Origin of the sequence: Caballeronia mineralivorans PML1(12) (genome assembly GCF_001028175.1) — a bacterium.
GTDB classification, from domain to species: domain Bacteria; phylum Pseudomonadota; class Gammaproteobacteria; order Burkholderiales; family Burkholderiaceae; genus Caballeronia; species Caballeronia mineralivorans.
On record NZ_AEJF01000107.1, the window covers coordinates 34,964 to 40,963 of the forward strand.

7 protein-coding genes and 1 pseudogene are annotated in these 6,000 nt (G+C 57.8%); 7 read left to right on the forward strand and 1 reads right to left on the reverse strand.

All coding sequences use genetic code 11. From position 1 onward, the window contains the following. Window positions 1-414: 414 nt before the first annotated feature. On the reverse strand, window positions 415-1,335 hold the full coding sequence (locus EOS_RS16780; protein WP_047847789.1) for a LysR family transcriptional regulator: 921 nt from the start codon (window positions 1,333-1,335) through the stop codon (window positions 415-417). 143 nt (window positions 1,336-1,478) lie between these two features. Here EOS_RS16780 and EOS_RS16785 point away from each other — a divergent pair, with 143 nt between their 5' ends. From EOS_RS16785 to EOS_RS48130, 7 genes and pseudogenes are all read left to right on the forward strand, one after another. Beyond that, the gene (locus tag EOS_RS16785) at window positions 1,479-1,796 is read left to right on the forward strand and encodes a DUF4148 domain-containing protein (protein ID WP_047847790.1); all 318 of its coding nucleotides are present in this window, start codon (window positions 1,479-1,481) and stop codon (window positions 1,794-1,796) included. 54 nt (window positions 1,797-1,850) lie between these two features. Beyond that, a complete protein-coding gene (locus tag EOS_RS16790) occupies window positions 1,851-2,525 on the forward strand; it encodes an NADPH-dependent F420 reductase (RefSeq protein WP_326972932.1) in 675 nt (224 codons plus the stop codon). A gap of 23 nt (window positions 2,526-2,548) precedes the next feature. Further along, window positions 2,549-3,220: an alpha/beta hydrolase gene (locus EOS_RS16795; RefSeq protein WP_082163387.1), complete on the forward strand. Its 672-nt coding sequence runs from the start codon at window positions 2,549-2,551 to the stop codon at window positions 3,218-3,220. A gap of 19 nt (window positions 3,221-3,239) precedes the next feature. Then, entirely contained in the window at window positions 3,240-3,644 is a 405-nt protein-coding gene (locus EOS_RS16800) for a DoxX family protein (RefSeq protein ID WP_047847792.1), read from the forward strand. Window positions 3,645-3,681: 37 nt separating this feature from the next. Then, window positions 3,682-4,704 (forward strand): LLM class flavin-dependent oxidoreductase, encoded by a 1,023-nt coding sequence (locus EOS_RS16805; protein ID WP_047847793.1) that lies wholly within the window; start codon window positions 3,682-3,684, stop codon window positions 4,702-4,704. Window positions 4,705-4,816: 112 nt separating this feature from the next. Then, window positions 4,817-5,242, forward strand: coding sequence for a rubredoxin (locus EOS_RS48965; RefSeq protein ID WP_075645356.1), 426 nt, complete (start codon window positions 4,817-4,819; stop codon window positions 5,240-5,242). A gap of 456 nt (window positions 5,243-5,698) precedes the next feature. Beyond that, window positions 5,699-6,000: pseudogene (locus EOS_RS48130) on the forward strand (IS5/IS1182 family transposase); the annotation flags it as partial.

Consider the following 6,000-nt stretch of genomic DNA (forward strand, 5'->3'; position numbering starts at 1 on the left):
TGATCATCAAGCGGCAAGGTTCGTCACTTCACGGCACTACGCCGTTCGACGCCGTCGCAGTGAATCCCTAGAGCAAGAGGTCGTTGGCGAGCTCGTCCAGTTAGCGCGAATGTCGGCTTCAGGGACCTAAGTTGAACTGACGCTATCGGTCATGCACGGGCATTCACTACAACAGAGAATGGACAGCCGATAGTCGCGTTGTTCCGATATCGGTCAATCGCTGGCAGGCGGCGAGATGTTCGTTAATTCTGCTAGCGCATTGGCCCTGCCCATTAATTCCGCTATTACGTCATTCTTCAATTACCATAAAATATAAAGCTATCCTAAATAAAATATCGTGCAATTGTGACACTGTCCTCCGGGGTTTCCTTAGTGCAAGGACAAAACGGGCGTCGCAAAGTTGGCGGGGCGCACTCAGGCCTGCGAACGTGAATGAGTAACCGCCCACGCTGGTTTCAGAAACGCGTCGGACAGAAAATCGACCAGCCGCCGAACCTTGATCGGCAACTGCTTCCGGCTGGGATATACCGCGTAAATGCCCAGTTCGACCGAACGGTAATCGGGCAGGATTCTCACCAGATCCCCGCGCTTCAGATCCTCTCCAATCATGAAACTGGGTTGCAATATGATGCCGCCGTCGCGCAATCCGATCGCGCGGCAGGTATCTCCATTATTTGAATAAACCCGCGCACGCGTGCGTACGACCACTTCGCCGTCCGGGCCCTCGAATTTCCATTCGTCCCGCCCGGCAAGATGCGAGTACGCCACGACCCGGTGGGCAGCAAGTTCCTTCGGATGAGCCGGTATGCCGTGGCGCGACAGATAACCCGGTGATGCGCATGCAAGCATCTCCGTCGCTGCAAGCTTGCGACACACCAGCGATGAGTCCGGAAGTATACTGATCCGTACCGCCAAGTCGTAACCTTCGTCGACGAGGTCCACGACGCGGTCGTTGAGCGTGATGTCCAGATCGACCTGCGGATGCGTTTCCATGAAGGCACCCCATAACGGCGCCAGATGCATGATGCCGAAGGTCAACGGCACATTGACACGGATCAGTCCGCTGGGCTCCTGCGTGCGCGAGGTCACCTCCGATTCGGCGTCATCCAGCGAAACCAGAATCTCTTTCGAGCGCTGATAGAAGAGCCTTCCTTCCTCAGTCAGCGAAAGCCGGCGCGTAGTGCGCTGTAGCAGGCGGACGCCAAGGCGCTGCTCGAGGGAGTCAACATGACGGGAGACCGCGGCCTTTGACATCCTCAGTGCATCGACCGCGCCAACGAAGCTTCCGGCATCGACGACGGCCGTGAAAACGCTCATTTCAAGAGTTCGATCCATTTTATTGTCTCGATAAGTGGGACTATATGTCCAGATGATAGCGGTTTATCAACCTGCGTCGAGTCAATAGAATGGACTCACTGGTTACGGCTATGAACAAAAAGGTTCGCAGCTGAATAGCCAAAACTCTGAGGTACGCCATCATGAAGTCGCTCATTCAAGCCGTTGTTGTTGCCGCTGCATTCGCCGCTCCCGTCGTATCGTTCGCCCAATCAAACCAGCCCGTGAGCCGCACTCAGGTGCGCGCCGAATTGCTCCTGCTCGAAAAGGCCGGTTATAGCCCCCATGGCAGAGATCCGTACTACCCGGCCGACATCCAGGCTGCTGAGGCTCGGGTGGCTGCACAGAACGGCGCGGCACGAGCTGAAAACACCGGCTTTGGTGGGGCAAGCAGCGGTTTGTCGCAATCTGGTGTGTCCGCAGCGAATACCTCAGGGAAGTCGATTTACGCGGGTCATTGACCGTCGGATTGGCGAGCCGCGAGCAATTCACTGCTGAAACGCTGCGCGCCAAATGTGATTACTTTCTACTCAACGTGTCAGCTTAACGAGGTTATTGATATGAACATCACCGTCATCGGCACCGGCAACATGGGATCGGCATTCGTCAAGCAGCTCGCCAACGCAGGCCATGCGGTCCGCGTCACCGGCCGCGATATCGCCAAGGCCCAGGCAGTTGCCGCTGGGCACGCTGGTGTAAAGGCCGCTCCCCTCACCGAAGCGCTGGGTAACAGCGAGCTTGTCATTCTCGCGACGGGCTACGGCGATGCCGTGCCTGCCCTGCAAGGTCTGGGCGACCTCACTGGCAAGGTCGTCATTGACATCACTAATCCGCTGAATGCCGACTATTCGGGCCTGATCATTGGCCATGACACGTCGGCCGCGGAAGAAATTTCCAAGGCAGTGCCCGGTGTTCAACTGGTCAAGGCGTTCAACACCCTGTTTGCTCAGGTTCTAGCCGACGGGCCCGTCTTTGCCAACGAGCAGACCGCACCGGTGTTCTTCGCCAGTGACAGTGAGCCTGCCAAACAGACCGTCAAGGCACTCATCGAAAGCCTCGGTTTTAAGCCTATCGACGCCGGCCCGCTGAAAAACTCCCGCTACCTCGAGCCTCTTGCGGGCCTGAATATTTATCTGGGTTATGGCGCGGGTCTGGGCACGGCGATCGCGCCCACCTGGATCGCAAAGTGACGGCACACGGAGTAGAGCAGATCATGAACGTCCTGCACGAAGACGCCGCTTCCGGTCTCGCGTTTCGTCTACGCCCGGCAGCGGGTCAGCCCGCCGCACGACTCTTTCTGCTGCATGGAGTCGGAGGCAATGAAACTAACCTGCTGCCGCTTGCAGACACGATCGACCAGCGGGTGCAAGTGGTCTTCGTGCGCGGCCCACTGGAGCTCGGCTCCGGACAATATGCCTGGTTTGATGTGCGATTCGGCTCGCAAGGACCGGTCATCAATGCGGCCCAAGCCGACGAAAGTCGCCTGAGCCTTCTGAGGCTGGTCCGGGCCATGGCCAGCACCGACGCGAACGCATCGGTGCCGGTCTTGATGGCGGGGTTCAGCCAGGGCGGGATTCTCAGCGCGAGTGTTGCTTTGTCCTCGCCCGAGGACGTGGAGCGTTTTGCCGTCCTGAGCGGTCGCATTCTTCCGGAGCTGGAGCCGCATCTCGCACCAGCCGAAAAGCTCGCCAGACTCTCGGCATTCATTTCACACGGCCGACTCGACGACAAACTGCCAGTGAAGTTCGCAGAACACGCTCACTCGTGGTTGACCCGGCTCGGTGTCCCGCATGAAATGCACTTGTATTCCGTGGGCCACACCCTGACGGGCGACATAGTCGGTGACTTTTCACGCTGGGTCAGCCAGCAAACCAATCTCGTTTAACCAGAACTGGAGTTTCATCATGACCGATGACCGTACCGCTCCTTATGCGGCTTTCCTCCTGCGCTTCGCGCTGGGCATTATGTTCCTTGCGCACGGACTGACTAAGCTGTTCGTCTTCACACCCGCAGGCACCGCAAAATTCTTCGAATCGGTCGGCTTCGCAGGCTGGTTCGCATGGCCAATCATTTTGTTTGAAATCGTCGGCGGGGTCCTCCTGCTGACGGGCGTTTATGCGCGCGCCGTCGCGGCAGTTGCCGCCATCGAGCTGTTCGCCGCGTCGACCGTGCACTTTGGCAACGGCTGGTCCTTTACCAATCCGAACGGTGGCTGGGAGTACCCAGTTTTCCTCGCGATTGCGGCTGCGACGCTGGCGCTGCTTGGCGATGGTGTCTTTGCTGTGAAACCGACCGTTCGCAAGGTCTGAGCGCGACGGACCATTACGACGTCACAGGAAGAACGCAATGGAATTCGGCATTTACACGTTTGGCGATCTTGCTCCCGGACAAATCAGCACCGAGCACGCGCGTCAACGCCTCGGCGAGATCGTCAGTGCGGCGCGGATCGCCGATGAGGCCGGAATCGACGTCTTTGGTGTGGGCGAACACCATCGCCCGGATTTCGCCGTATCGTTTCCATCGGTCGTTTTGGGTGCGGTAGCGAGTGTGACACAACGCATCCGGCTCACGAGCGCCGTAAGCATACTTAGCTCCGACGATCCTGTCCGACTCTACCAGCAGTTCTCCACGCTCGACCTCCTGTCGGGCGGACGTTCCGAACTGCTGGTAGGACGCGGCGCATATAGCGAGTCGTTTCCGTTGTTCGGCCATTCGCTTACTGACTACGACTCGCTGTTTGACGAAAAGCTGGGCCTCCTGGTCTCGATCAACGAACCAGCGTCCGTCACATGGTCAGGTAGGCACCGGCCGCCTCTGACCGACGCCAGGATCATGCCGCGACCGTTGCATGGTCGCATTCCAATCTGGGTCGCCGCGGGCGGAACGGCGTCGAGTGCTATTCGTGCTGGCCGTGCAGGCTTGCCGTTGAATCTTGCGAACATTGGCGGAATGCCCGAGCAGTTTGTACCATTCGTCAACCTTTATCGGACTGCGGGTATGGAGGCCGGGCATTCCCCAGCGCAACTGAAAATGGCTGTCTCCGGCCATCTCCATGTTCAACGCGACGGCCGACGTGCGCGAGAGGAATTCTTTCCCTACTACCGGCACTACATAGCAAACAATCTTCCCCGCGGGCACGCAGAGATGTCATGGAGCGACTACGAAGCTGTATCTTCGCCGCGCGGGGCGCTCTTCGTCGGAAGCGTAGAGGAAATCGTCGACAAGATCCTGATGGAACATCAGCTATTCGGGCATCAGCGCTATATGGCGCAGCTTGACATCGGTGGCCTTCCATTCGCTATGGTCAGGGAATCGATTGAACTGCTCGCCTCCGAAGTAATCCCCGCAGTTCGACGGGCTATTGCATAGCCGGCGAACTGCCTGCAGCACCACACAGGGATGCTGGCCGGTGCTTCTCATCATTCACGAAGTCTGCGTATCTACCACCGGCCGCAGGCCGGTTCATTGCTAGTGATCTGCCATGTATAAAAAAGGTGTAGCGGTTGAAATTCAGTTTTCGCCTGACCGTCTGAACGACGGAGCCGGCGATCCGTATTGGATCGATCTGACGCGCGAGGAAGCACAGGCGCTGTTGCAGGCATTGCAGTCGCAACTGGAGGGCGGCACGACCGCCCCCGTAGTGTTCAGTATGGACTGCTCGGGTAGCGATGCCCTCGAAGGGCACAATGCAGATCAAGGAGCGGTTCCTGTTAGCACGTCTACTGAAGTTCCATCCAGCGATTTCAAGCAATGGGTCTGCGTGATCTGTGGCTGGATTTATGACGAGTCAACAGGCCTTCCCGAGGAAGGCATCGCGTCCGGCACCCGATGGGCCGACGTCCCCGAGGATTGGCGCTGCCCCTTATGCGATGTAGGAAAGGAAGACTTTGTCTTAGTGGAATTTTGAGGATGCTACGGTTTGGCGGGGGGCCAAGAGCCCGATAAAAGTGTTGGTCCGAACCCAGTGAATTGATTGGGACCAGCCCTCGGCCATCCCGTAGTAGCGACCGGTGATACGCCCAGGCCATGAGCCGAAATGAGCCTGGTGCCCACACATGGGCAACCCTCGAATTGTATGCATACCTGGACATTTTCCTGGAACCGACGGTATTTGTGAAGCGCGATTTGAGCGAGCGGTGAGCGTCAAAGCAGCGACGGTCGCCTTGATCCCGATGGGTTACTGGTGCGAATCAGTTCTGCAACCAAGCAGACGAGCTATCGGACGCGTCATCTAGTAACGCGACACCATATGGCTGAGATCGTTTGCAACGACGCAAGAAAATGCGTCAGGGAGACGTTTTTCCCTTTTACCCTGGCTTTTCAAGGGGTGACACCTTTATACGCGGAACGGTGACTGCGTTATCTCGGTTGCCACGAGACCGGCATCACGGCGTTTGTTCCCAAGACGAACACCCCGGGTGCGACCTTCGACGGCCGCTTCGGCAAAGAAAATTATATTTACGACGCTGAGAAGAACGAGTATCGATGTCCGGCGGGCGAGTGTCTCATATGGCGCTACAGGACAACTGAACGTGGCCTGAAGTTAGATCGCTACTGGAGCTCGCAGTGCCAACAGTGCTCATTGAAAGATAAATGCACCCCAAGCGCCGCACGCCGGGTAACACACTCGGAGCACGAAGGATTGCTCGAAGAGATGCAGGTCTG